The sequence below is a fragment of the Mesorhizobium sp. M7A.F.Ca.US.014.04.1.1 genome, from assembly GCF_003998745.1.
GTDB classification, from domain to species: Bacteria; Pseudomonadota; Alphaproteobacteria; order Rhizobiales; family Rhizobiaceae; genus Mesorhizobium; species Mesorhizobium ciceri.
This window is the reverse complement of the sequence record NZ_RZRW01001180.1, coordinates 1-902: the sequence shown is the minus strand read 5'-3', so window position 1 is coordinate 902 and position 902 is coordinate 1. Positions and strand designations below refer to the sequence as shown.

The 902-nt window shown below is 61.6% G+C and carries 1 protein-coding gene; it reads right to left on the bottom strand.

The genetic code is table 11. From position 1 onward, the window contains the following. Positions 1 to 562: DUF1206 domain-containing protein (locus EOA22_RS35415; RefSeq protein WP_164756264.1), on the bottom strand; the 562-nt coding region annotated here is incomplete at its 3' end. Between the last annotated feature and the right edge of the window lie 340 nt (positions 563 to 902).

The following is a 902-nucleotide window of genomic DNA, read 5'->3' as shown; positions in this document are numbered from 1 at the left end:
CGCCCGAATCCTGCGACCGATCAGCGGACCAACCCTGTGCCTGATCGGTGTGGGATTTGAGGTCTCCCGGCGCATCCTGAAATTCTGGACCCGCCGGCGGCGAGGCCTTGATGAACCGCCCGAGAGCCAATCCGGCCAATACCGATCCGGCAAGCAGGACACCGGGATTTTGCCGGCCAAAGGACTGCACGTCCTCCAGGACCTGGCCGAACGGCTTCTGTTTCAATGACGATGAAAGCCGCTCCAGGCCACCGGCAGCATCCAATGCGAACTTCGATGCGTTCCTTTCATCGTTGTTGGCCAGGTGGTCACTGGCCGCGCGCAGTGCGCCGCCCAGCGCCGCCAGGCTCGATCCGATGTCGCGCTGCGCTTCCTGCGCCTTGTCGGAGATGACCTCCCTGGCTTCAGATGCATAGTCGCCAGCCTTGCGGGTCACCGTATCACGCGCGTCGTGAAGCAACTCGCTGGCACGCTCATTTTCCTGGCGAAGCCTTTCGGAAACGTCGCTTTTCGTCTTGTCGAAATCGGTGGGCTGTCCGCCCTGATCGTTTTCATGCTGCATGGGGCCACCTAGTGAAGACCGAGGAAGGAGAGGACCGCCAGCACGACAACGATAACGCCGATAAGATAGATGACACTGTTCATGTGCACGTCCTCCGTGGCTGTCCAACTTCGCGGAGCCGGCGATGTTCCCTAGGTGAAGCATTTATGTCGAAGCGGAAATGGAGAGCTTCGTCAGGCACGCACCAGTCACCAATGGGTCGCGCTATCCCTCGTGCGGAGCGCCAGTTGCTCGGTACCACCGGGTGCGCCCGACTCCGCAGGAGCCGCTAGCAGGAGACAGCCGAGTGCCGGCTGCCTCCGGCATTGCTATCTTTGCCTATACGGCTGCCCGCCTGTCG